20 protein-coding genes and 1 tRNA gene are annotated in these 23,592 nt (G+C 37.1%); 12 read left to right on the top strand and 9 right to left on the bottom strand.

Annotated features, from left to right (window positions below; all coding sequences use genetic code 11):
* Nucleotides 1–41 precede the first annotated feature (41 nt).
* From ACKTTZ_RS14700 to ACKTTZ_RS14710, 3 genes are read left to right on the top strand one after another with little or no spacing between them, the layout of a single operon-like run.
* On the top strand, nucleotides 42–1,130 hold the full coding sequence (locus tag ACKTTZ_RS14700) for an efflux RND transporter periplasmic adaptor subunit (protein ID WP_034692131.1): 1,089 nt from the start codon (nucleotides 42–44) through the stop codon (nucleotides 1,128–1,130).
* 28 nt (nucleotides 1,131–1,158) lie between these two features.
* A complete protein-coding gene (locus tag ACKTTZ_RS14705; RefSeq protein WP_253316571.1) occupies nucleotides 1,159–4,281 on the top strand; it encodes an efflux RND transporter permease subunit in 3,123 nt (1,040 codons plus the stop codon).
* Nucleotides 4,262–5,713 carry a TolC family protein gene (locus ACKTTZ_RS14710; protein ID WP_253316570.1) on the top strand — a complete coding sequence of 484 codons (1,452 nt, stop codon included), beginning with the start codon at nucleotides 4,262–4,264 and terminating at the stop codon, nucleotides 5,711–5,713. The genes ACKTTZ_RS14705 and ACKTTZ_RS14710 overlap by 20 nt, the downstream gene beginning before the upstream one ends.
* Nucleotides 5,714–5,963: 250 nt before the next feature.
* On the opposite strand, the gene ACKTTZ_RS14715 is transcribed toward ACKTTZ_RS14710, so the two are convergent.
* On the bottom strand, nucleotides 5,964–6,386 hold the full coding sequence (locus ACKTTZ_RS14715) for a cold shock domain-containing protein (RefSeq protein ID WP_034692134.1): 423 nt from the start codon (nucleotides 6,384–6,386) through the stop codon (nucleotides 5,964–5,966).
* Between the two features lie 687 nt (nucleotides 6,387–7,073).
* Here ACKTTZ_RS14715 and ACKTTZ_RS14720 point away from each other — a divergent pair.
* Nucleotides 7,074–7,829, top strand: a complete 756-nt coding sequence (locus ACKTTZ_RS14720; protein ID WP_076597636.1) for an SDR family oxidoreductase — start codon at nucleotides 7,074–7,076, stop codon at nucleotides 7,827–7,829.
* 82 nt (nucleotides 7,830–7,911) lie between these two features.
* Here the strand turns inward: ACKTTZ_RS14720 and lgt are convergent, their stop codons facing one another.
* Together lgt and ACKTTZ_RS14730 are read right to left on the bottom strand one after the other, a co-directional pair.
* Nucleotides 7,912–8,748 (bottom strand): prolipoprotein diacylglyceryl transferase, encoded by an 837-nt coding sequence (gene lgt / locus ACKTTZ_RS14725; protein WP_034692136.1) that lies wholly within the window; start codon nucleotides 8,746–8,748, stop codon nucleotides 7,912–7,914.
* A gap of 144 nt (nucleotides 8,749–8,892) precedes the next feature.
* On the bottom strand, nucleotides 8,893–9,897 hold the full coding sequence (locus ACKTTZ_RS14730) for a LacI family DNA-binding transcriptional regulator (protein WP_407845898.1): 1,005 nt from the start codon (nucleotides 9,895–9,897) through the stop codon (nucleotides 8,893–8,895).
* A gap of 163 nt (nucleotides 9,898–10,060) precedes the next feature.
* Here ACKTTZ_RS14730 and ACKTTZ_RS14735 point away from each other — a divergent pair, with 163 nt between their 5' ends.
* From ACKTTZ_RS14735 to ACKTTZ_RS14755, 5 genes are all read left to right on the top strand, one after another.
* On the top strand, nucleotides 10,061–11,497 hold the full coding sequence (locus ACKTTZ_RS14735) for a mannitol dehydrogenase family protein (protein WP_407845900.1): 1,437 nt from the start codon (nucleotides 10,061–10,063) through the stop codon (nucleotides 11,495–11,497).
* A 7-nt stretch (nucleotides 11,498–11,504) separates the two neighbouring features.
* A complete protein-coding gene (locus ACKTTZ_RS14740; protein ID WP_034692138.1) occupies nucleotides 11,505–12,851 on the top strand; it encodes an MFS transporter in 1,347 nt (448 codons plus the stop codon).
* Nucleotides 12,852–12,937: 86 nt separating this feature from the next.
* Nucleotides 12,938–13,663: a hypothetical protein gene (locus ACKTTZ_RS14745; RefSeq protein WP_407845901.1), complete on the top strand. Its 726-nt coding sequence runs from the start codon at nucleotides 12,938–12,940 to the stop codon at nucleotides 13,661–13,663.
* Nucleotides 13,664–13,724: 61 nt separating this feature from the next.
* On the top strand, nucleotides 13,725–14,645 hold the full coding sequence (locus ACKTTZ_RS14750) for a carbohydrate kinase (protein WP_034692140.1): 921 nt from the start codon (nucleotides 13,725–13,727) through the stop codon (nucleotides 14,643–14,645).
* An 80-nt stretch (nucleotides 14,646–14,725) separates the two neighbouring features.
* A complete protein-coding gene (locus ACKTTZ_RS14755; protein WP_034692141.1) occupies nucleotides 14,726–15,421 on the top strand; it encodes a VIT family protein in 696 nt (231 codons plus the stop codon).
* Nucleotides 15,422–15,633: 212 nt separating this feature from the next.
* Here the strand turns inward: ACKTTZ_RS14755 and ACKTTZ_RS14760 are convergent, their stop codons facing one another.
* Nucleotides 15,634–15,987 (bottom strand): acyltransferase family protein, encoded by a 354-nt coding sequence (locus ACKTTZ_RS14760; protein WP_407845902.1) that lies wholly within the window; start codon nucleotides 15,985–15,987, stop codon nucleotides 15,634–15,636.
* A 241-nt stretch (nucleotides 15,988–16,228) separates the two neighbouring features.
* Here ACKTTZ_RS14760 and ACKTTZ_RS14765 point away from each other — a divergent pair, with 241 nt between their 5' ends.
* Nucleotides 16,229–17,944 carry a S41 family peptidase gene (locus tag ACKTTZ_RS14765; protein ID WP_407845903.1) on the top strand — a complete coding sequence of 572 codons (1,716 nt, stop codon included), beginning with the start codon at nucleotides 16,229–16,231 and terminating at the stop codon, nucleotides 17,942–17,944.
* Nucleotides 17,945–17,980: 36 nt separating this feature from the next.
* Here ACKTTZ_RS14765 and ACKTTZ_RS14770 read toward each other — a convergent pair.
* Together ACKTTZ_RS14770 and ACKTTZ_RS14775 are read right to left on the bottom strand one after the other, a co-directional pair.
* Nucleotides 17,981–18,060: transfer RNA gene (locus ACKTTZ_RS14770), tRNA-Leu, on the bottom strand.
* Between the two features lie 93 nt (nucleotides 18,061–18,153).
* On the bottom strand, nucleotides 18,154–18,921 hold the full coding sequence (locus ACKTTZ_RS14775) for an MBL fold metallo-hydrolase (RefSeq protein ID WP_034692370.1): 768 nt from the start codon (nucleotides 18,919–18,921) through the stop codon (nucleotides 18,154–18,156).
* A gap of 54 nt (nucleotides 18,922–18,975) precedes the next feature.
* Here ACKTTZ_RS14775 and ACKTTZ_RS14780 point away from each other — a divergent pair, with 54 nt between their 5' ends.
* Nucleotides 18,976–20,403, top strand: coding sequence for a hypothetical protein (locus tag ACKTTZ_RS14780; protein ID WP_034692241.1), 1,428 nt, complete (start codon nucleotides 18,976–18,978; stop codon nucleotides 20,401–20,403).
* A 12-nt stretch (nucleotides 20,404–20,415) separates the two neighbouring features.
* The gene (locus tag ACKTTZ_RS14785; RefSeq protein ID WP_034692242.1) at nucleotides 20,416–20,865 is read left to right on the top strand and encodes a GAF domain-containing protein; all 450 of its coding nucleotides are present in this window, start codon (nucleotides 20,416–20,418) and stop codon (nucleotides 20,863–20,865) included.
* A 53-nt stretch (nucleotides 20,866–20,918) separates the two neighbouring features.
* Here the strand turns inward: ACKTTZ_RS14785 and ACKTTZ_RS14790 are convergent, their stop codons facing one another.
* The 3 genes from ACKTTZ_RS14790 to mgtE form a co-directional block, all read right to left on the bottom strand.
* Nucleotides 20,919–21,386, bottom strand: coding sequence for a cupin domain-containing protein (locus tag ACKTTZ_RS14790; protein WP_407845904.1), 468 nt, complete (start codon nucleotides 21,384–21,386; stop codon nucleotides 20,919–20,921).
* A 66-nt stretch (nucleotides 21,387–21,452) separates the two neighbouring features.
* Nucleotides 21,453–22,193: an ABC transporter substrate-binding protein gene (locus ACKTTZ_RS14795; RefSeq protein ID WP_407845905.1), complete on the bottom strand. Its 741-nt coding sequence runs from the start codon at nucleotides 22,191–22,193 to the stop codon at nucleotides 21,453–21,455.
* 26 nt (nucleotides 22,194–22,219) lie between these two features.
* On the bottom strand, nucleotides 22,220–23,542 hold the full coding sequence (mgtE, locus tag ACKTTZ_RS14800) for a magnesium transporter (RefSeq protein ID WP_034692244.1): 1,323 nt from the start codon (nucleotides 23,540–23,542) through the stop codon (nucleotides 22,220–22,222).
* Nucleotides 23,543–23,592: the final 50 nt, after the last annotated feature.

The following is a 23,592-nucleotide window of genomic DNA, read 5'->3' on the forward strand; positions in this document are numbered from 1 at the left end:
AAATCATTTTAACGGAAATTTTATAACTTAAACATTTAAAAATGTATTTTAAAACTGTAATAATTTGCATTCTTGCAACATTATTCGCTGTGTCATGCAGTAAAGACAAGGAGAAAAACAACCAGAAAGATAAAGAAGTTCCCGTACTGGAAATCAAAGAAAAAGATACATTGGTAAGCAACCAGTTTGTGACCGATATCCAGGCAAAAAAGAATGTTGAAATGCGTTCCAGAATTGGAGGTATTATACAGCATATTTATGTCAACGAGGGGCAGTTTGTGCATCAGGGACAGGCTTTATTTAAAATCAATGATGCTGAACTTCAGATGGAACTTCTGAAAGCCAATGCAACATTAAAACAGACTGAAGCAGACGTTAGGATTGCAGAAGTAGAGCTGAAACAGATTCAGAGTCTTCATGCTAAAAAATTTGTTGCTAATAATGAATTGGAAATGGTGAAAGCAAAACTGTCCTCCGCCAAAGCAAAACATGCATTTGCTGATGCAGAAAAGAGGACAGTTCTTCAGAAAATAAGCTTTACAAGAATCACTGCACCTTTTGATGGAGTAATTGATGTAATTCCCCATAAAGATGGAAGTTTGGTAGAAAATGGAACATTGCTAACCACACTTTCCCAACTGAACGAAGTATATGCCTATTTCTCCATTCCTGAAAATCTGTATTTTGAACTTTTAGCTAATGATAAGATCGGAAGTCATCAGAAGATTGAGCTAACACTTCCGAATGGAGTTAATTACCAGTTCAACGGAGCTTTGAAAACAGCCGAAGGGGAAATCGACAGAACCACAGGTTCTATTCGTTATAAAGTGCTTTTCCCGAATCCGGACCGTTTGATCAAACACGGTACTTCCGGGAAGCTTATCATTTCTGAACAACAGAATAATGCGATCCTTATTCCACAAAAATCTACCTTCTCCATTCAGGATAAGACCTATGTTTTTGTAGTAGATAAACAGAATAAAGTGAAAATGACCAATATTAAGATCGGAACTACTTTAAGAGATTCTTATATGGTAGAAAGCGGTCTTAAAAAGGGAGATTTAATCATTTATGAAGGGACTCAGTCTTTGAAAGATGGTGATATCATCAAAATCAAAAAGAAGTATTAACCTTTCATAATCTTTAAATCAACTAACTATGGTAGAAATGTTTATAAGACGAAAGGTTCTTTCGTTGGTTATTTCCATATTATTTGTATTGCTGGGAATTATGGCGTTGCTTAAAATGCCCATCACCCAGTTTCCCGATATTGTACCGCCTTCAGTAACCGTTACAGCAAAATATACAGGAGCAAACGCCGAAGTATCTGCCAATGCGGTAGCCCTTCCTCTGGAACGTGCGATCAATGGAGTTCCGGGAATGACTTATATGTCTACAGTAACCTCCAATGATGGTCTTACGCTCATTCAGGTTTTCTTTGAAGTAGGAACAGATCCTGATGTGGCAGCAGTAAATGTTCAGAACAGGGTAACGACTATTCTTGATGAACTTCCTGAAGAAGTAATCAGAGCCGGTGTAACTACTGAAAAAGAGGTGAACAGTATGCTGATGTACCTTAACATCACCAGTGCAGATCCGAGCCAGGATGAACAGTTCATTTATAACTTTACAGATATCAACGTCCTTCAGGAACTGAAACGTATTGATGGAGTAGGACGTGCTGAAATCATGGGGCAGAAAGAATATTCCATGAGAGTATGGCTGGATCCTCAGAAAATGGCAGCTTATAATATTTCAGCAGATGAAGTGATCACTTCCCTGCAAAAACAGAATATTTCTGCTGCACCTGGAAAAGTAGGTGAAACCTCTGGTAAAACCTCAAGCCAGCTTCAGTATGTAATCAAATATAAAGGAAAGTTTTTTGAGCCTAAACAATATGAGGAAGTTCCCATCAGATCTGATGTGGATGGAACCATTTTAAAGCTTAAAGATATTGCGAAAGTGGAATTCGGAGCGATGAACTACGGAATGGTTTCCAAAACAGACGGAAGGCCTTCTGCATCGATTATGATGAAACAACGTCCCGGCTCCAATGCTTCTGAAGTGATTGAAAGCGTAAAGGCAAAAATGGAAGAATTAAAAGTTACTTCTTTCCCTCCCGGAATGGAATATAACATGGCTTATGATGTTTCCCGATTCCTGGATGCTTCTATCAGTGCGGTACTGACAACCCTTATCGAAGCCTTTATTCTGGTAGGAATTGTTGTGTTTATTTTCCTTCAGGACTGGCGTTCCACATTGATTCCTGTACTGGCTGTACCGGTAGCATTGGTAGGAACTTTTGCCTTTATGAATATGCTGGATTTCTCTGTTAACCTTTTAACATTGTTCGCATTGGTTCTTGCCATCGGAATTGTCGTCGATAATGCCATTGTCGTTGTTGAAGCCGTTCACGTGAAAATGGAAGAAGGAATGAATGCGATGGATGCCACCATCAGTGCCACCAAAGAAATTGCGGGAGCTGTAGTAGCGATTACCATTGTGATGTCTGCTGTATTTATTCCTGTAGCATTTCTGGATGGTCCGGTAGGCGTTTTTTACCGTCAGTTTTCATTAACGCTGGCCATCAGTATTGTGATTTCTGGGGTGAATGCCCTGACGCTTACTCCGGCACTTTGTGCGATTATTTTAAAGCCTCATGACCATAATAAAAAGAAAACCATTATTGACAGGGCTTTCCAGAGTTTCAATACAGGATTTGAAAGATTAACGAATGGTTATGTAGGTATTTTATCAAAATTTGCCACAAGAACTACAGTGACTTTCGGACTGTTATTTTTATTTGTCGGACTTACTTTTGTGACCAGTAAATTCCTTCCAACTGGGTTTATTCCAATGGAAGATCAGGGAATGGTATATGTAAGTGTAACGACTCCGCAGGGAGCAACGGTAGAAAGAACAGAAAAGGTGCTGGATGAAGTTACAGTGATTGCCAAGAAGATCAAAGGAGTGGAAAACGTGACCACACTTGCAGGATACAGCATCGTAACAGAAATTGCAGGTTCTTCTTACGGAATGGCGATGATTAACCTTAAAGACTGGAAAGAAAGAAATATTTCAGTGAATGATCTGATCGCAGAACTTTCAGACAAAACAAAAAGCATTGCAGATGCTCAGATTGAAATTTTTGCTCCGCCAACGGTTCCTGGTTTCGGTAATACCAGCGGCTTTGAATTGCGTTTACTGGACAGAACCGGAGGAACGATTGAAAATACAGATAAGATCACGAAGGATTTTGTTAAGAAATTAAACGAAGCTCCTGAACTGCAGAACAACTTTACCAGCTTTGATGCCACTTTCCCGCAATACATGATCAATGTAGATTATGATATGGCAGCGAAGAAAGGAGTATCGGTAGACAACGCAATGTCAACGTTACAGACTATGCTGGGATCTTATTATGCAACGAATTTTATCCGTTTCAGCCAGATGTATAAAGTAATGGTCCAGGCAAGTCCGGAGCACAGAGATACCCCGGAAAGCATTCTGAATTTATATTTAAAAAATGATAAAGGTGAAATGGTTCCTTTCTCAACTTTCATCACTATTGAAAAGGTATACGGCCCTGAAGTACTGACTAGATATAATATGTATATGTCTGCGATGATCAATGGAGAACCTGCAGACGGTTACAGTTCCGGAGATGCCATTGCAGCCGTAGAACGTGTAGCTAAAGAAACCCTGCCAAGAGGATTCGATATTGAATGGTCAGGAATGACAAGGGAAGAGATCTTATCAGGAAACCAAACCGTTTATATCTTCGCGATCTGCCTTTTATTCGTGTATCTTTTATTAGCAGCACAATACGAAAGTTTCCTTCTTCCAATGCCGGTATTATTAAGCCTTCCAACAGGAATTTTCGGGTCTTACATCGCATTGGTACTAATGGGATTGGATAATAATATTTATGCACAGGTAGCGTTGGTCATGCTGATTGGCCTTCTGGCCAAAAACGCCATTCTGATCGTAGAATTTGCAGTAGCAAGAAACAAACAGGGATTTGATATTATTCCGGCCGCTATTGAAGGAGCAAGACAACGTCTGAGACCAATTCTGATGACTTCGTTTGCATTTGTAGCAGGGCTTATTCCTTTATGTATTGCATCAGGAGCGGGAGCAATCGGTAACCGTTCCATTGGTACTGCTGCGGCAGGAGGAATGCTCATCGGAACCATTTTCGGACTGGTGGTGATTCCGGGACTGTATATATTCTTTGCAAAACTTGAAAATAAGAAGAAAGATGAAAAGATTAAATCATAGAAATATATTGTATGGAATAGCGTCACTGAGCCTGGTTTCGTGTGCTGTTCCCAAAGTAACAGAGCTGAAAAAAGCCCAGGAATTACCAGAGGAGATCATTAAAGCTGACAAAAATAAATCTCCGGATGAATTCCAGCAAATCAATCTGAAAGCTTATTTTACAGATCCAAACCTGCTTGAACTTTTTGATAAAGTAGTTCAGGCTAATCCGGATTTTCAAATTGCCCGGCAAAGAGTGGAAATTGCCAACAGTTTCCTTCAAAGATCGAAGATGGATCTATTGCCATCTCTTGAAGTGGGAGTACAGGCTTCCGGTGACCGCTACGGAAAATATACCATGGAAGGCGTTGGAAACTATGATACCAATCTTTCCCCTAATATTACGGAAAATCAGAAAATCAACAGAGATTTTACTCCTAATTACTGGCTGGGAGCAAGAAGCAGCTGGGAAATTGATGCATGGGGAAAACTGAAAAATAAGAAGATTGCGGCTCAGAAGAAATATCTGGCTTCCACAGAAGGATTAAGATTATTGCAGGTAGAACTTTTCACAGATATTGCCAATCTGTATTACCAGTTGGTAGCGTTGGATAATCGTCTTGCCATTTATCAGAAGAACTATAAACTTCAGCAAAGAGCCTTTGAAATTGTTCTGGCCCAGCGTGAAGTGGGAAAAGCCACGGAGTTGGCAGTTCAGCAATTCAAAGCTCAGAATAACAACTGGCTGGCAGAGATTGAACACATCAGAGTAGAAATCGTTACGGTAGAACAGGCGATTACAACCTTGACGGGAAGTTATGGTGGAGATGTGAAGCGAGGCAAAATACTGATGCCTACCAATATGGAAGTCCTGAATAAAACCATTAATGTAGAAAATGTGATCCATTCCAGACCGGATGTAGCCGCAAACTATTATGTGTTGGAAGCTTCTCAGGCTGATGCGAAAGCTGCAAGAGCTGCTTTTTATCCTAAAATTGATCTGGGTGCAGGTTTCGGACTGAATTCTTTTTCTGTAGAAACATTCTTCAAGCCAAGTTCACTGGCCGGGCAGTTGTTGGGAGGATTAATGGTTCCAGTTTTCAATAAAGGACAGTTGAAATATGAATTTAAAGTAGCGAGCAAAGAGCAGGAAATTGCTTTTTTAAACTATCAGAAAAGTATCACGACTGCTTTTAATGAACTTCAGTCTATTTTGAAACAGACGAAGATCTATGAGCGTGTCTTAAAGCTTAAATCAGAAGAAGTAGGTTTCCTTGACCGTGGTGTTGAGGTTTCCAACGATCTGTATCTGACAGGTTATGCAAACTATTTTGAACTGATCAATTCTCAGAAAAGCAAATTAACTGCTGAGCTGGATTTACTGCAGTTTCAGCACCAGAATACCAGAAATAACGTCCTGCTGTTTAAAGCACTGGGAGGGAAACTGGATTAATTTTTACTTTTTTTACGATGAAGGAGCTGTCTTTTTAGGCAGCTTCTTTTATGTTTTAACCGGATTCTACGGATTCCCGTAATGCTAATTGAAATAATTCCAGGATCTTGCGTTAGAATCTAACTTTTTAAAAGTTGAGTTAACTTTTTTTATATGTCCCTAAAAAAAGAGACTGTCCTAACGGGCAGTCTCTTTGTGTATGGTTTAAAATGAATCTGCTTTTAAGACAGAAGCATTTTATAAGTACATATTATTTAACAATCTGAATTTCAACAGCAGAAAATCCTTTAGGAGATTTCTCTTTTTCAAAAGATACCTTATTCCCTTTTTTCACCGGTTCTGCACAGTTGTTGTTGTGGAAGAAGATGTTTTCTTTGGAATTATCTTCCGTAATGAAACCATATCCTTTTTCGCTCAGGAAAGTAACAATTCCTGTTTTTCTTGGATCTTCTTCAATGATAGGTGCTGCACCCAATTGAATGTCATCAAGATTTACTTCCTGTCTTTGTTCAGGTGGAGTAGATGTTAATCTTCCGAATTCGTCTACATACATGAAGACATCCTCCGCTCCTTTGTTGTTGTTCGTTTTACGTTCTTCGCGTCTTAGCGCCTTTTCTTTTTGCTTTTGAATTTTTTTCTTGAAATTTTCCTTTTTAGAAAAAGAATCTGCCATAAATTATTTTTAGTATTTAGTTTCTATAAATTAATGAGTTCAATCTGGTCTGTGTAGACCCCTATAAAGCCTGGCTATGTTTTCTGTCTTGGATAATCCCAATCATACAGAGCTTTAAAATTCCGACAAGTATTGTTCTTTAATAGAAGAATAAAAGTTAAAAATATGGCTGCTCAAAAGGCAAAGACTGAATAAAAAATATTCGGGTCGTTACAGAAAACAAAGTGGTGGCTCGGTTTATAATATGCAAATATACAACAATAAAATGAATAATCCGGTTTTAAATGATTGATTATCAGAAATGGTTTTAAGTGATACTTTATATTCTGTAAGAAAGATCTAAAGGAAGTTGTAATAATTGTATAAAAAAATCCTCAGAAGCCTGAGGATTATAAAAAAATATATTAAAAATGAAGTGGTGGTGCGTGATACGGGAGGAAGGTATCAAATGTTATGCCTAAAATTGAAGCGAGTTTGTGAATTATCCAAAAGTGTTTAATTGAAAAGGCCTGTATCAAAGCGTATCTGGTTGGTAAATAACATTCTATTTAAAAATATTGTTTACATAAAATAATAAACATTTTTCCTTCGGTTTAAAAATAATAAAAAGAAATTTCCGAAAATTTCACCATGTTGAGGCGGGTTTTATTATTGATCTTTGTCTCATTAACATTTAAATATAAAAACATGTCAACACAAAATGTACAGGGAAAAGTTGTTTTAATTGCCGGAGGAGGTAAAAATTTAGGTGGATTATTAAGCAGAGATTTTGCATCCAAAGGGGCAAAGCTGGCCATCCATTATAACAGCGAAAGCTCAAGAGCTGAAAGTGAGAAAACACTGGCTGAAGTACAGGCATTAGGAGCTGAAGCATTTTTATTTCAGGGAGACCTTACCAAAGTAGATCATATCACGAAGTTTTTTGATGAGACCATTTCCCGTTTCGGAGGAATCGATATTGCAATCAATACCGTAGGAATGGTACTTAAAAAGCCATTTTCAGAAACTACAGAAGCTGAATATGATACCATGTTCAATGTCAATTCAAAATCTGCTTACTTCTTTCTTCAGGAAGCTGGTAAAAAACTGAACGATCATGGGAAAATCTGTACCATTGTAACTTCATTATTGGCAGCCTACACCGGATTATATTCCACCTATGCAGGAGCAAAAGCACCGGTAGAGCACTTTACCAGAGCGGCTTCCAAAGAATTCGGGGCAAGAGGAATTTCCGTAACAGCTGTAGCACCTGGACCAATGGATACTCCTTTCTTCTACGGACAGGAAACCGACGATGCCGTTGCTTATCATAAATCTGCATCTGCATTAGGAGGATTGACAGATATTAAAGATATTGCTCCGCTGGTAGAATTCCTGGTAACAGAAGGTTGGTGGATTACCGGACAAACCATTTTTGCCAACGGTGGATACACAACGAGATAGTATATTATAAAGCCTAATCAAAAAAGAAACTCACTGAAAGTTGTTTTCAGTGAGTTTTTTTATGGTAAAAGAAATAAGAAAATTAAGTAGTTTTAATCTTTCTTTTCTCCAATATACTTTTGATGATGAAGAATAATCCAAGAAGAACAAATGGAATACTCAGAAGCTGTCCCATATTAAGGCTCATTCCATGCTCAAATTCTACCTGATCCACCTTGATAAACTCAATCAGAATTCTCATAATGAAGATCAATAGAATACTGATTCCAAAATAAAAACCCTTTCCGATCTTAAAAATATTCTTCCTGTAAATAAAATATACCGCAAGGAAGATTATAAAATAAGAGATCGCTTCATACAGCTGAGCAGGATGTCTCGGAAGATCATCTACCTGACGGAATATAAAAGCCCATGGAACATTTGTAGGAGTTCCTATGATTTCAGAGTTCATCAGATTGGCAAGCCTGATAAAAGTACCACCTAGCGGAAGTACAATCGCTATGGCATCCAGAACGGTCATGAACGGGATAGAATACTTTCTTGCATAGATGAGAAGCATAATCACCAGACCAATACCGCCGCCATGACTGGCAAGACCTGCAAATCCTGTGAAATGGTAGACTCCATCCGGTCCTTTCTGAATCGGTAAAAATATTTCAAGCGGGTGCTGGGAATAATAATCAAAATCATAAAAAATACAGTGACCCAATCGGGCTCCCACCAGAATTCCTATCAGTGCATAGGAGAATAAAGCTTCGTGTGCCTGTGAACTAAGACCTTCTTTTTTATAAATTCTTTTTAAAATATTGAGAGATAAAACAAGTCCCGCAAGGAATAGTAATCCGTAATATTTTATGGGAAGTCCTAAGATATTGACGATTTCGGGATTAACATCCCAGTTGATATATAATAAATTCATTGCTGCAAAGATAAGAAAATAGGATTTTCTGAACAGAATGGTGTGTTTTGAAGAGGTTATGTATTGAACTGTAATCTGTTACCCGGACTTTTTGTCATTTTACAATAGACTATAAAATGTCATACTATCAAAATTGAGAATCATTTAAGTAGAAGCTCTGTAAATCAGTTCTGCATCCATCAATACAGCTCTGCTTGGAAGATTATTGTTTTTGATCTTTTCCAATGCCAGCTCTGCAGCGGCTTCACCCATTTTTTCCAAAGGCTGTTGTACGCTGGTCAGCTGAGGATACACCATGGTTGACAATTCCGTTCCGGAAAAGCTTGCAATAGAAACTTCGTCCGGAATTCTTACTTTTTGTTCAAGAAGAAAATTCATGGCTCCCATGGCAAGAGTATCGCTGAAGGCAAAAATACTGTCGAACTCTATATTCTTATTCAATAGCTGTTTAACTGCTTTTTTTCCATGTTCGAAAGTCATTCCATCGGTCTGTACGATCAGGTTTTCATCAAAAATATTGTATTTCATAAGAATGCGCTTATAACCATTTACCCTTTCTACAGCATTTCGGATGGTTGAAGGTCCCATGAGATGAACGATTCTTTTTCTTCCGGTCTTAATTAAGTATTCTACCATTAATGAAGCTTTAATAGCATCATCAATAATAACCTTCGATACATCCAGAGATTTGTGAGGAATCCTGTCGAAAAAGATTAAAGGAGTTCCTATATCCATAATATTTTGATAAATATCATTATTTGAGGTTTCATGACATAAATTAATAATAATAGCATCTACATTAAACTCTTCCAGAAGCTGAAGATTTTTTCTCTCAATAAGAGGATCTTCATCAGACTGAGTAATAATAATACGGTATCCGAGAGGATAAAGAATATTCTGAATTCCTTTCAGTACAGTGGAGGAAAAAGGAGTAATCATTTCCGGTACTACAAAGCCAATTGTTCTGGATTGTCCGGATTGTAAATTCAAAGCGGTAAGGTTCGGTTTATAGCCCAATTTCTCTGCAGCATCCAGCACTCTTTTTCGTGTTTCTTCATTCACATTTTTATCATGAAGCAGCGCTCTGGAGATGGTAGAGGTAGATAATGACAAAAATTTGGACAGATCTTTAATCGTAATACGTCTCATCAGCCTTGTTTTTGGGCTAAAAATAATAAAAAAATAGACAATTGGGAACGTTCCCTGATTTTTGGGAACGTTCCCAGTCTGAAATTTATAAAAAAATTATCCGGTTAACCATTTGTTAATATAGTTTTAACGAATCGGTTAATATGATAACAATTTTATGTTTATGAGTATGATTTATTACAACTATGATGCATCGGAAATCCGCACCGGAATTTTACATATTGGAGTAGGGAACTTTCACAGGGCTCATCAGCAGTTTTATACCAATAGGCTGCTTAATGACAAGGATCAGAAAGATTGGGGAATCTGCGGAGTATGCTTGCTGCCTTCAGATGAAAAGATCGTAAAAAATTTAAGAGCTCAGAATCTTCACTATTCTCTTACCGTTTGTGGAAGAAACGGGAATGATGAGGTGTATAAAATAGGCTCTTTGAGAGAGTTGATCTGGGGAATAGAAGATCCTGAGGCTGTGGTGAAAAAAATTGCAGACAGCACTGTTAAGATCATCACTTTAACCATTACAGAAGGAGGTTATAATCTTGATAAAGAAACGGGAAAATTTATATTGGAAGATGAAAAAATACAGCATGACCTGAAAAATCCTTCCAGTCCTAATACTGTTTTCGGCTTTGTTGCAGAAGGACTGCGCCAGAGAAAGATTCAAAATGCAGGACCCGTTACAATACTTTCATGTGATAACCTTCAGCATAACGGAAATACGACAAAAAGAGCTTTCATCTCATTTATAGAAGCTCAGGATACAGAACTGGCAGCTTGGGTAAAGGAAAACGTAACCTTCCCAAACAGCATGGTAGATCGTATTACTCCGGCCACAACTCCGGAAGACGTGGAAAGATTAAATAAGTTGAATGGAACGGATGATTGTGCTCCTGTATATTGTGAAGACTTTACACAATGGGTGATAGAAGACAACTTTATAGCAGGAAGACCGGCATGGGAAAGAGTAGGTGTACAGTTTACCAATGATGTAACTGCATTTGAAAATATGAAATTAAGCTTATTGAATGCTTCCCACACCCTTTTATCTTATCCGGCTTTCTTAATGGGTTACCGTAAAGTAGATCAGGCTATGGAAGATGAAAATCTTGTGAAATTCATCAAAGATTTTATGGATACAGACATTACACCTTTTGTTCCTGCCCCTGAAAATACAGATCTGGAAAAATATAAACAGACATTGATTGAAAGATTTGCCAATCACAGTGTAAGTGATCAGGTGAGCCGTCTGTGTTTCGATGGGATTTCAAAATTCCCGGTGTATATCATTCCAAACCTTGATAAAATGATCAAAGGAGGGAAAGACCTTACCAGACCGGCTTTTCTTATTGCTTCCTACAGACATTATCTTACATATAAAAAAGATGATCAGGGTAATATATTCGAGACAGCAGAACCCTGGATTACAGAAAATGATCAGAAGCTTGTTGCCAGTGAAAATCCACAGGACTTCCTGGAGTTGTCAGCTTTTAAAGGTATTCAGCTAAAAACTTCTGAATCTTTCATCAAACAATACAACCGTTTTGTAGAAGATATAAAAAGCTCAGGAACCGCTTCGGTTTTACAATCCATCATAAAATAACTCAGCCATGCAGATAAATCCAGGGATAACCTCTTCAGACAATAAAGCAAACAATGCTATACTGCCGTTTGCCATCATTACGTTTATCTATTTTATTGTAGGTTTTCTGACCACAGTGAATGAACAGCTGCAAGCACCCTTGAAATTTACTTTTTTGAGTCATGCAGGCAGTCTTAAAAATACATTTACTACCCTGATTTCCTTTTTCTTCTTTTTAGGATATCTTCTGAACGGAACACTGGGTAGCAAATGGGTGAACGCCTTCGGATATAAGAATACAATTCTGCGCGGGCTTTTCTTTATGATTTCAGGTCTTTTTATGTATCTGTGCTCATCATGGGTTGGTGATCATTATCCTGATTTGAAATTTAATATAAAAGATGCTGTTATTCCTTATGGATTTATCGTCTTTGTCATGGGTTCCTATTTAATGGGGACAGCAGCAGCAATTATTCAGGTGGTTGTAAATCCTTATGCTGCATCCTATGAACTGAAAGGAACTCAGCCCGTACAGCGTCTGAATATTCTGACAGCCATTAACTCTATCGGAACTACTTCTGCACCTTTTTTTGTTACTGTAGTCATGTTCAGTGGGATTTCCATTGAAAATATAGAGATCAGACAGCTTTTGTTTCCACTTTCTATCTTGATTGTCTGTATTCTTACCGTCATGATCATCACGAAAAGGCTTCATCTTCCTGACCTTGCTCATACAAGAGTGGTTGGAGAAGAAAAACTGGAGAGAAGCATTTGGACATTCAGGCATTTTGTATTAGGAGTTTTAGCCATCTTTTTTTATGTAGGAACCGAAGTGGCCATTGGTGCGAATATTAATCTGTATGCTTTTGAGCTCATGGATTCAGGGCATCCTATTACCTTTTTCGGAAAAACAGATATCATTGTCGGAGGAATGGACTTAGGAATTCATGCATTATTGTCCACATTGTATTGGGGAGGTTTTCTGGTAGGAAGAGCAGTGTCCAGCTTTTTCAGTAAGATTTCTGCAAGAACGCAATTGATAACAACCACAGTACTTGCAGCAATACTTGCTTTAATATCCATGATCACTCAGAATCTTTGGTTTCTTGTAGCAATCGGTCTTCTGCATTCATCCATGTGGAGCTGTATTTATACACTTTCTATTAAAGGTTTGAATAAATATACCTCAAAAGCATCCGGTATTTTTATTTCTGCCGTATTTGGTGGAGCCGTCTTTACGCTTATTCAGGGAGGTTTAGCAGATATTTTAGGCTCATGGAGATGGACCTGGTGGCTTACCGTAATCTGTGAACTGCTTATGCTTACCTATGCGCTGTTCGGATCGCGTATAAGAGAAAAAGACTTTATTCACTAATTATATAGTTTCTTTCAATTCATGTAAATATCCTGTAGACTATTACTGGATACAGAATACTTACTGCCTTAAAAAACACTTGAATCATGCTAAAAAACTATTTATTACCTTGTTTCCTGATTATAGGACATTGTATGGGCGCGCAGGAAGTGCATTCAGCGCTGCAGCTTCGCAACAGCCATTTATGGCGCGGAATTGAAGTCTCTGCAGGGCTTATTTATACCGGAGATTTACATCTTGACTATAAGAATTTTTATGCAGGATTCTGGGCAGGCGGAAATGTTGATGGTTCCTATAAAGAATTCAACAACTATATAGGATATAAGAATAAGCATCTTACGCTGGAGTTATGGGATATCTATAACTTTTCTCCTGGAGCAAACTATAACAATAAAGAATTTTTTAATTATTCCGCTCAGGAAACTGGTCGTTTTTGGGATTTCAGATCTTATTATACCATAAGTGATCAATTTCCTTTAGTACTCAGCTGGAATACTGTAGTTTTCGGAAGAGACCGAAACAGTGAAAATACAGGAAATAAATATTCTTCATTTGTTTCGGGAGAATATCCTGTATACAAAAAAGACAACCTTGAAATAAGAGGGAGAGTGGGCTATGCTTTTGCCTTAGACAGTCATGGAGAAAAGAATAATTTCTTTGCTAAAGATACTGGTTTCAATGAGGTAAGCCTTATCGTTTCGAAAAGCTTTACCATTGAAGGCTATACAATTCCTGTGGGAATTTGGGGAATGTGGAATCCGGTCAATAATAATGCATTTCTTCAGTTTTCTGTGCAGGTTTATTCATTCTGAAGCAAAGAGCTTCAAAGAGTAAATTTTTTATAAACTCAATACATTTAATTACTTTTATATAATGGAATACAAAAAAAATAAAGCAGTATGTTTTGGAGAGGTGCTCTGGGATATTTTTCCGGGAGAGCAGAAAAGAGTAGGAGGTGCTCCTTTTAATGTAGCCTACCATCTTTCCAAAATGGGCGTAGAAGTCAATATGATAAGCAGTATTGGTGATGATCAGCTTGGGCGTGATCTTTTGGATAAAATGAAAAACTGGAATATTCCCGCAGATCATGTTCAGATCAATACAGAGTATCCAACAAGTACGGTTATTGCTACAGTAGATGAAAATAATGATGCTCATTATGATATTGTGGAAGGGGTAGCATGGGATTATATTGAAACCACTCCGGAAAATAAGGAAATCCTTAATACAACAGATGCGTTGGTGTTCGGAACGCTGGCAGCCCGAAATGGGAAATCCAGAAATACGCTCTTCCAGTTGCTTGAACTCAGCCATTATAATGTCTTTGATATCAATCTCAGAGAACCTTATTATGAGGTTGGAATGATAAAAGACCTGCTTCATAAAACACATCTCGCTAAATTCAATAAAGCAGAAATGCGAATGATGCTTGATTTTTTAGGAAAAGAATATACCACTGAAGAAGATGGGATAAAATATTTGCAGGATCAGTTTGATCTTAAAGAAATTATTATTTCCAAAGGAAGCAAAGGAGCTCTGTATGCCTCAGAAGATCATTTTTATCTGTATCCTACCATACCGGTTACTGTAAAAGATACCGTAGGGAGCGGAGATTCTTTTCTGGCAGGATTTCTTTCCAAAAGATTGGAAAAAGGAAGTACTGTTCATGAAATTATGACTCAGGCTGTGTCTCTCGGAGCATTCATCACCTCACAGGAAGGAGCATGCCCGGAATATTCATTAGAGGATTTTATCAGATTTAAGAACGAACATCCAGTATCAGTTGTAAGCTAAGATGGTAGAATCTCATGTTAATTTAAATTGATTCTTGATGAAATATTGGGTAACTTTAGCCTACCACCAAAACAAAAGTTATGCATCATCAGCTGGAGAAACATTATGTAAACAGAGTAGGCTGGCTTCGTGCAGCTGTATTAGGCGCTAATGACGGGTTATTATCCACCACAAGTATTGTTATAGGAGTTGCAGCTGCAGAGCCGGAGCGACATATCATTATTCTTGCTGCATTGGCAGGTATGATTGCCGGGGCAATGTCTATGGCTGCCGGTGAGTACGTTTCCGTAAGCTCTCAGGAGGATACAGAAAAAGCTGATTTGATCCGTGAACAACGCGAACTGGAACAAATGCCCGAAATAGAACTCAGGGAGCTGGCCAAAGTGTATGAAAAAAGAGGCTGTACCAAAGAAACAGCCATGCAGGTAGCTATTGAACTTACAGAACACGATGCATTGGGAGCACATGCCCGTGATGAGTTGGGAATCAATGAAATAACGCAGGCGAAACCTCTGCAGGCGGCAATAGCTTCATTCGGCTCATTTGCGGTGGGTGCCTTATTACCATTTACGGTGTCTCTTTTGGCTCCTCTTAAGGAAATGGTGTATTTCCAATATGGATTTTCAATTATATTTTTGATGCTCTTAGGGGCGGTTTCTGCCCGGGCTGGTGGTTCCAGCATTAAAATAGCTGTATTGAGAATTTGCTTCTGGGGAACTGTGGCAATGGGAATTACTGCATTAGTAGGCCATATTTTTGGGGTTAATGTCGCATAAAGATTGTGGTATCCGAAACTTCAAAGATCTTAAAAATTGAATTAATTAAAATTGATCATTAAAATACACAAGAACACCTGCTTTTTCAGGTGTTCTTTTATATATGGGATGATAGAGTTTTGTATGATGGGTAATGAAAACTTTTATCTCTTTTATCTGACACCGGATTTAAAATTAGATGATAAAACTATCCGGATTTTTCTATTTTAGAATTATTTATTTAGAAATCTCTTTTCAACCAAATTATAAAAAATAGTCGTTACAGGGATGATAAAAATAAAGATAAAAATAAAGATAATCCATTGCCGGGTATCATTTGTAAACTCAAAGTTTTTTAATAAATAAAGGTTTATGATTGCAAGGAACGGCCCGTGTATAAGATATAGACTGTAAGATATTTTTCCTAAAAATTCTAATGGTTTGTTTTCAAGAATAGCGATTGATTTTCCTGTTGATTTTTTATAAGTGACTAGCGCATATAACAAAAACGAAAAAGTTATCCCTGTTATTAATACCATTAAAAAACCATTAATATTTAACAATGCGAAAACCAATAAACTTCCCATGATGATAATGCTTATATTTAGAGTCCTCTGGAAATCAATTGATTTTCAGAGGATTTTTTATTTTGAAAATAATTGATTAATCCTGATAGTGACCTATTATATACTTTGAAAATAGAAGGCCTACTTATTTTGTAGCGATATCGTATAAAGACTGTGGTATTCCGAAATAGAATGACAAGAGAAATAGTTATATTTTATTTATAGACTTTAAAAGTGTATTTTACATCACAAATTCAAGTAAATGAAGAATATCTTTATTGTATTTTTTGTGATAGCTTTTCATGCTACTACTTATGCTCAAAAAGACCATTACATGTATTTTATGAAAACCTGGAATTTCATAAAATATTACCATCCTGATCTTGCTGATGGTAGGAAAGATGCAGACAGTCTTTTTTTGGAAACAATAGGAAAAGTAAATGCAAATACCAGTGAAAACACAATTATTACCCTTCTTTTAAAAAATCTGAATCATAAATTTACTGGTGCTCCGGTGATCGACACTCCAAAAGAAGTATTGTCTGTAAATCAAGATTTCAGATGGTATCAGAACAATAAAAAGATAAGTTCAGAAAACAAGATACTGTTAAATGATATTTACAATCATAGATTTGTTACTGAAACTGAAAAGAAAGATAAAACATTTGATTCTAAAACCAACGAGTTTAAAAAAGAGGAAAACCTGCCTTTAGCATATCGTCTGCTGGCATTGGCCAAATTACAGGGTGCTATCGATTATCTTTATCCTCACAAATATCTGATGGATAAAAATGCTGAGGTTTATTTTTCAGATTTAGTAGATCAGGTCATTCGCTGTTCTTCCAGAAAAGACTTTGAGGTTATTCTTACCAAAGTAGTTTCTAAGATGGAAGATACCCATTCTTTCAGGTTTTATGATCAATTGAATTTCAAAAATGAGATTTTCCACAGATTCTATTTTCCGCCTTTTGATTATATGATCGTGAAAGATCATCTATTGGTTACTGAAATTCTTTTACCCGAAATCTGTTCCAAAGCGAATATTCATGTTGGTGATCAAATAACAGAGGTGAATGGTAAAAGTGTTCGTGAGATTATTAAAGAAAAAAAAGAGTTGCTTTCTACTTCCAATCCTGAAACGTTTTTGTATCTGATATCGGACTTTCAGAAGAATCTGATCTGGCCTGATAATCTGGCTCGCAAAAGATTAAAAATACAATCCAGGGATAATAAAACCCATATGGCAGACACAGAGTTTGTTAATTTCACCAATGAAGGACAGCGGGCTATTGTTTCGAAATATATTCAAAATAAGATCCGTCAGAAACAGCAGTATACGATAGATCATCAAGATATTGTCTATTTTAAAATCAATGATGTTTTTGCTTTTACGAATAATATCTCTGATGATAAGCTGGATGAGCATATGGATTCTATTTTCAGGGATGCTTCCTCGAAAAAAGCTATTATATTTGATATGAGAGGATATCCGGACTGGGGTGGTTTTGTATTTCATTATGTTTATAAATATTTTTCTCCCGTGGAAAACCGTTTTGGAAAATACTATAAACCCAATCCCAAAAATGTCGGAACATATATTCCTATCAGCTATGATGGATTTGGAACTTATTATCCGGATATTAAAAATAAAACCGTTCATCCTTATAAAGGAAAAGTTTTCATGATTGTTAATCCTGAAACTTTAAGCATGAGCGAATGGAATACAATGAATCTTCAGAATATCTTTCCTAATGCCAGAACTATTGGGCAGAGAACAGCTGGAGCTGACGGTGATATCAGAACCATAACACTTCCCGGTGGTTACAATCTTGAATTCACAGGGAATGGTATTTTTTATTATGATGGTTCTCAAACCCAAAAAGTAGGAGTGAAAGTCAATGAATTTATTGAATATTCTGATGATGATATTATTCAGAAACGAGACCTGGAGCTTGAAAGAATTTTGAAGAATCTGTAAAAAATAAAAACCTCTGAAAATTTCAGAGGTTTTTTGTACCCAGGACCGGGATCGAACCGGTACTCCTAAGAACTGGTGTTTGAGACCAGCGCGTCTACCAATTCCGCCACCTGGGCTTGATGTTGATTTCAAACGTGATGTTTGTTTCAAATTGGTGTGCAAATATAGGAACTTTTTTCAATGTTCAAAAGCTTTTTGAATAATTTTTTTTAAAAATTAAGTTCCAAACCATCGTAGGCAAGGTGTATTCCGGATGGAAGCTCCTTATCTTCAATGTCATGCAGTCCTAAATGATGGCTGATGTGTGTTAAAAATAATTGCTTAGGTTTTAGCTCTTCAAACAACTTAATGACATCGGGAAGGATAAAATGGGCTGGATGGGGATCAAATTTTCTGATACAGTTTAAGATCAGAATGTCCAGATCCTTCAATTTTTCCTTCTCCGTTTCAGAAATAAATCCTGCATCTGTAATGTAAGCCAGTTTTTTAAACTTATATCCGAAAACGGTAATTTTATAGTGAATCACTTCCACAGGAGTGATTTCCGTATCCAGTACCTGAAAAGGTTTATTTTCAATTTCGTGAAGTTCAAAAGCGGGTGCACCGGGATATCTTACATCTGCAAAAGCGTAAGGAAATCTGTTTTTTATTTCATGAGCCACTCTTGAATAGCAGTACAACGGAACATCTTTTCCACTTTTAAAAATCAAGGGTCGCATATCGTCCAATCCGATTACGTGGTCATTATGTTCATGGGTAATCAGCGCAATGTCTACGTTATGTTCATGATTGGTAAGCATTTGCTGTCTGAAATCCGGACCGCAGTCGATCAGTATTTTTTTATTTTCCTCCGTAGTGATCATCACGGAAGAACGTAAACGTTTGTCTTTGGGATTTTCTGAAGTACACACTTCACATGTACAGCCTATAACGGGTACACCTTGAGAAGTACCAGTTCCTAAAAATTTCAACTTCATTTTGTTTTGAGGTTGGTTTAATTTTGGTAAATTTACAAAAAATTTCATGTCCTAATGTATCAGAAACTAACTCCTAAACAAAAAGCATTAACAATTAATCTAGATCCTACTATTTATGGTACTTTCGCAGAAATTGGAGCCGGGCAGGAGACTGTTCGCCACTTTTTTAGAGCAGGGGGAGCTTCCGGTACGATTGCTAAAGCAATGTCTGCTTATGACAAAGATTTTAGTGATGCCATCTACGGAAAGGAAGTAAAAAACAGGTACGTTACCCAAAACAGGCTTCGCAAAATGCTTCGATATGAAGTAGCTTTGATTGAAGAGAGAATTTCAAGAGATAATAATCCGGATAGAAAATTCTTTTCTTACGCCAATACGGTAACTACTATCAATTTTGACAAAACTGTAAAAGGCCACGGCTGGGTAGGAATTCGTTTTCAAACCAAAGAAAATGAAGATTATAATGAGATCGTTATCCACGTAAAATTCAAAGAAAATGATGCTACACTTCAGCAGGAAACCTTAGGGAATCTGGGGGTGAACCTTATTTTCGGAGCCTTTCATTATTTTGATAATCCAAGAACTTTAGTAGAATCTCTTTACGATGATATTGCAAAAGATAATCTGGAAATTGATATGATCGACTTCAGCGGACCTGCTTTTGCCTATGTTGATAACAGACTGATGTCTCTTCAATTGGTAAAGAATGGAATGACCGATGCTGTGATTTTCAACTCTCAAGGAAACAATATGCTTCCGGCAGATGTTTTGTACAAGAAAAATATTTTCGCGGTAAGAGGAAGTTTCAGACCGGTAACGAAGGTAAACATTGACATGCTTAAAAACGGTATGGATATGTTCTTCAAAGACGCTACGTGTACTCATGAAGAAACAGAGGTTCTTATCGAAATCACTATTTCCAATCTGAGAGCAGACGGAGACATTGATGAAAGAGATTTCCTGGATAGAGTAGACATTCTTGGAAAACTGGGGTATACCGTTATTATTTCAAACTTCTCTGAATATTACAGACTGATTGATTATTTCGCATCTTACACAAGTGGAGACATCGGAGTAGCAATGGGCGTAAATAACATGCTGATGGTATTCGATGAGAAATATTATAAAAATCTTTCAGGAGGAATTCTTGAAGCCTTCGGTAAGTTTTTCAGAAATGGAATGAGAGTATATCTGTATCCTTATAAAGATCCGGAAACTCATCAGCTGTTGGATTCTTCCAACCTTAAAGTAGAGGAAAACCTGAAAGAATTATACAAATATTTCAAACACAACAATCGTATTGTAGATATTACCAATTATAATCCGGAATTTTTGGAAATCTATTCCAGAGAAATATTGAGAAAAATTGCATGTTGTGTGAAAGGCTGGGAAACTCAGGTTCCGGAAGGCGTAGCAGAAATGATTAAAGAGCGTGGAATGTTCGGATATAAAGAAGAACTTTCCCTAAAACAATTCTCTTAAAATATAAATACAATGTCAGAATTAAAGAAAAGACTTTCCTCAATTCTTGAAAGTCCTAAACATAATACAGAAGAAAAACTTGAAAAAGTTTGTCATTTGTTGGATCAGGAGATTCCTTATTTCAACTGGACAGGTTTCTATTTCAAAAATGGAGACAAAGATGAGTTGATTTTAGGACCTTACGTAGGAGCGCCGACAGATCACACCATTATTCCTTACGGTAAAGGGATTTGCGGTCAGGTAGCGGTTTCCAATGAAACATTTGTAGTTCCTGATGTACATGAAGAAAGCAATTATTTAAGCTGTTCCATTGATACAAAAGCAGAAATTGTAGTTCCGATTTTTAAAGACGGAAAGAACATCGGTCAGATCGATATTGATTCTCACACCATCGATCCTTTCACAAAAGAAGACCGTGAATTGCTAGAATGGCTTTGTAACGAAGTTTCTAAGATTTTGTAATCGAAACTTACTATAAAAAAATAAAAACTCCAGCTATTTCAGCTGGAGTTTTTTTATGGATTATTGGTGGTAATTACAAACATGATTAAAGGTTCTTCTCCTGTATTTTCAATAGAATGATATCCTATGGAGCTTATGGCTGTGATATCACCTTTTTGAAGCGTTTTCTTGCGTATTCCCCCTTCTGTTCCGGTTCTTTCTCTATATTCTCCTGTTCCGTGCACTACAACGTACAATTCCTCTTCATTTCTTAGATTGTGTGTGTGGAATCCGGATTCATCTCCTTTATTCAGTAAAACCATGTAGGCGGCAAGGCGGTTATTGGCCAGTTCTTCCTGACCAAACATCTGTATCATATAGACTGTTCCGTTTCCTCCATACATATTTTCGCGTTTATCTACACGGGTGATGGTTCTTTCTTCTTTTTCAAACGCCATTACATACAGGTGGATATATTTTGAAACTTCCTGTATGACATGATCGAATTCTGCTCCTTCAGATAATATAACTGTACCAGACATGGATTAAATATTTAAAGTTTAAAGTTTAAAGTTTAAAGTTTTGGGTTTAAAGTTGATCGTGAAAAATTAGCTTTGCTGCATCTGTTGAATTTCTGTGAGAAGTTCTTTAAAATAATTCTCGCATTTTGCAATATGGGTTCCATACCAGGAAAAGGCTTCACCATCTACGATTATTATCTTTTTATCAGGATAAAAAACTTGTAGCTCTTCAATATGTTTTTCTTTAAACGGAAAAGGTTCAGAGGAAAGCATAATGACATCGGCATCAGCCAGATCTTCAGTGGTGATCTGAGGATAGCGGGTTTTGTCCTTGAAAATATTTTCAAAACCAATTTCTGACATAATCCGGTGAATGAAAGTGTCTGAACCAATGGTCATATAAGGATTTTTCCAGATAAGATAAGCGGCTTTTACCGGTGCTTCCAGTTTTGCCTGATCCAGAACATCATAAATTTTAAGATTGAAAAGCTGTGCTCTGTCTTCCTTTCCGAAAAGTTTTCCAAGATTTTTAAGCAGATAGTAATTATCCTCAATCGTATCAATATTGGTTACTGTTACTTTAAAGTCATTCATCAAAGCTTCTACCTGTTCTTTTACATTTTCTTCCTTATTGGCAAGAATAAGATCCGGTTGTAATGCTTTAATCTTCTCAATATTGATATTCTTAGTTCCTCCGATTATGGCTACATTTTTTATTTTGTCCTGAGGATGAATACAGAATTTTGTTCTTCCTGCCACTTCATTTTCGGTCAGTCCAAGGTCAAATAAAGCCTCAGTAATAGAAGGTACAAGTGAAACGATTTTCATATTGGCATGTTAGATGATGCCTAAAATTACAAAAGTTTTCCGGTTAAGAAAAGTCCGGCTACGGTAAAATAGATAATAAGTCCGGTCACATCCACTAATGTTGCTACAAACGGAGCCGAAGAAGTGGCAGGGTCAAGGTTTAATTTCTTTAAAACAAACGGAATCATAGAACCTGATAATGTTCCCCATAACACAATGGCAATCAGGGAAACAGAAACACTTAATCCTACGTATACCCAATATTGGCCGTAATCAAACAGGCCTATCTGCTGCCAAAGCATAATTCTGATAAATCCGATAACTCCTAAAATTGCTCCAAGACATAATCCGGAAATAATTTCTTTTTTCATGACATACCACCAATCTTTCAGACTGATTTCCTGAAGAGCCATCGCACGGATAATCAAAGTTGCTGCCTGTGATCCGGAATTTCCTCCACTGGAAATAATCAATGGAACAAATAAGGCCAAAACAACTGCTTTTTCAATTTCTTTATCAAAATATCCCATCGCAGAAGCAGTCAGCATTTCCGAAACAAATAGAATGATCAGCCAGGTCGCCCTTTTTTTGATCATTTCGGTCCATGAAGTTTGGATGTAGGGAAGATCCAATGCTTCCAATCCCCCGAACTTCTGGATATCTTCCGTGTTCTGTTGTTCAATCTGATCGAGAATATCATCAATAGTCACGATTCCTACCAGAACACCTGCTTCCGTAATAATAGGAAGAGCGCCACGGTCATACTTCTCAAAATACGTTACCGCATCCTCTTTGGAAGTAGTGGTAGTAATCGCTACGAAATGATTATCTGTAATATCAGAAACCAGCGTATCTTCTTCTTCTAATAATAAAGTTCCGATGGCAAGGTCATCAATCAGGCGGTTTCTTTCATCCACCACATACAGGTAATTCATGGTTTCCACTCTTTTTCCTACCTTTTTGATCTGTTGAAGACATCTTTTTACCGTCCATTCCTTACGGATCTGGATATAATAAGGTGTCATCAGACGGGCAATAGAATCTGAGTTGTATCCAAGAAGTTTTAAAGCAATTCTTCTTTCCTGCGGATTAAGGTGATTGATGGAATACTTGATCAGCTCATCCGGAAAATCCTCGAAAAGAGCAGTTCTGTCATCCGGAGTCATGGCATTCAGAATTTCGGAAACTTCATCGCTTCCGATACTTCTGATGGTATCTTCCTGAAAATCAGGATCAAGGTGTGAGAAAACTTCTGCTTTGTATTCTTTCGGAACCTTCAGAAACGCGAGCAGCCTCTCATCAGCAGGAAGTTCGCTGAGAGTTTCGGCAATATCGGCAGGGTTGAAGATAAGTTCGTCTCTAGAATTCAAAACGTGAAATTTTTTGGATATGCAAAAATAATTCAAATTTTTAAGACTGA

Origin of the sequence: Chryseobacterium sp. KCF3-3 (assembly GCF_045865955.1) — a bacterium.
Taxonomy (GTDB): domain Bacteria; phylum Bacteroidota; class Bacteroidia; order Flavobacteriales; family Weeksellaceae; genus Chryseobacterium.

Bases quoted from the DNA above. Each gene is read 5' to 3' on its own strand.
- ACKTTZ_RS14750 (WP_034692140.1), top strand. From the start codon at position 13,725: ATGGAATACAAAAAAAATAAAGCAGTATGTTTTGGAGAGGTGCTCTGG.
- ACKTTZ_RS14755 (WP_034692141.1), top strand. From the start codon at position 14,726: ATGCATCATCAGCTGGAGAAACATTATGTAAACAGAGTAGGCTGGCTT.
- ACKTTZ_RS14780 (WP_034692241.1), top strand. From the start codon at position 18,976: ATGTATCAGAAACTAACTCCTAAACAAAAAGCATTAACAATTAATCTA.
- ACKTTZ_RS14720 (WP_076597636.1), top strand. From the start codon at position 7,074: ATGTCAACACAAAATGTACAGGGAAAAGTTGTTTTAATTGCCGGAGGA.
- lgt (WP_034692136.1), bottom strand. From the start codon at position 8,748: ATGAATTTATTATATATCAACTGGGATGTTAATCCCGAAATCGTCAAT.
- ACKTTZ_RS14705 (WP_253316571.1), top strand. From the start codon at position 1,159: ATGGTAGAAATGTTTATAAGACGAAAGGTTCTTTCGTTGGTTATTTCC.
- ACKTTZ_RS14710 (WP_253316570.1), top strand. From the start codon at position 4,262: ATGAAAAGATTAAATCATAGAAATATATTGTATGGAATAGCGTCACTG.
- ACKTTZ_RS14700 (WP_034692131.1), top strand. From the start codon at position 42: ATGTATTTTAAAACTGTAATAATTTGCATTCTTGCAACATTATTCGCT.
- ACKTTZ_RS14730 (WP_407845898.1), bottom strand. From the start codon at position 9,897: ATGAGACGTATTACGATTAAAGATCTGTCCAAATTTTTGTCATTATCT.
- ACKTTZ_RS14795 (WP_407845905.1), bottom strand. From the start codon at position 22,193: ATGAAAATCGTTTCACTTGTACCTTCTATTACTGAGGCTTTATTTGAC.
- ACKTTZ_RS14765 (WP_407845903.1), top strand. From the start codon at position 16,229: ATGAAGAATATCTTTATTGTATTTTTTGTGATAGCTTTTCATGCTACT.
- ACKTTZ_RS14740 (WP_034692138.1), top strand. From the start codon at position 11,505: ATGCAGATAAATCCAGGGATAACCTCTTCAGACAATAAAGCAAACAAT.
- ACKTTZ_RS14775 (WP_034692370.1), bottom strand. From the start codon at position 18,921: ATGAAGTTGAAATTTTTAGGAACTGGTACTTCTCAAGGTGTACCCGTT.
- ACKTTZ_RS14735 (WP_407845900.1), top strand. From the start codon at position 10,061: ATGAGTATGATTTATTACAACTATGATGCATCGGAAATCCGCACCGGA.
- ACKTTZ_RS14785 (WP_034692242.1), top strand. From the start codon at position 20,416: ATGTCAGAATTAAAGAAAAGACTTTCCTCAATTCTTGAAAGTCCTAAA.
- ACKTTZ_RS14790 (WP_407845904.1), bottom strand. From the start codon at position 21,386: ATGTCTGGTACAGTTATATTATCTGAAGGAGCAGAATTCGATCATGTC.
- ACKTTZ_RS14745 (WP_407845901.1), top strand. From the start codon at position 12,938: ATGCTAAAAAACTATTTATTACCTTGTTTCCTGATTATAGGACATTGT.
- ACKTTZ_RS14715 (WP_034692134.1), bottom strand. From the start codon at position 6,386: ATGGCAGATTCTTTTTCTAAAAAGGAAAATTTCAAGAAAAAAATTCAA.
- ACKTTZ_RS14760 (WP_407845902.1), bottom strand. From the start codon at position 15,987: ATGGGAAGTTTATTGGTTTTCGCATTGTTAAATATTAATGGTTTTTTA.